Annotated in this window: 1 pseudogene; it reads left to right on the top strand. The window is 41.2% G+C overall.

The window, feature by feature from the left end:
- Window positions 1-243 (top strand): annotated as a pseudogene (locus tag IQR33_RS34650) (hypothetical protein); the annotation flags it as partial.

Genomic DNA, 243 nt, shown 5'->3' with positions numbered 1-243 from the left:
TCACCATAGCCAAGCGTTTTATGATCAGCTGTGGCAGCAAATTAATGATGAAGGATGTTGGTGTGGTAACTTGCTGAGCAAAACAGCAAACGGTAGCAACCAAGCTCATCATCTTTGTATTTACCGACTTACGTTTCATTCTGGACGAATTCTTTATCTCGGATTTTCTACGGATATTTCTGCTTCGTTGTTGTGGATGAAAAATCGTTGTGAACAACAGCATGATTGGGCTGCCTTTTTACC

The sequence above is a fragment of the Vibrio sp. OPT46 genome, assembly GCF_015163535.1.
Classification (GTDB): domain Bacteria; phylum Pseudomonadota; class Gammaproteobacteria; order Enterobacterales; family Vibrionaceae; genus Vibrio; species Vibrio alginolyticus.
Note: the sequence above shows the minus strand (reverse complement) of the source record. Positions and strands in the feature narration are given on the sequence as shown.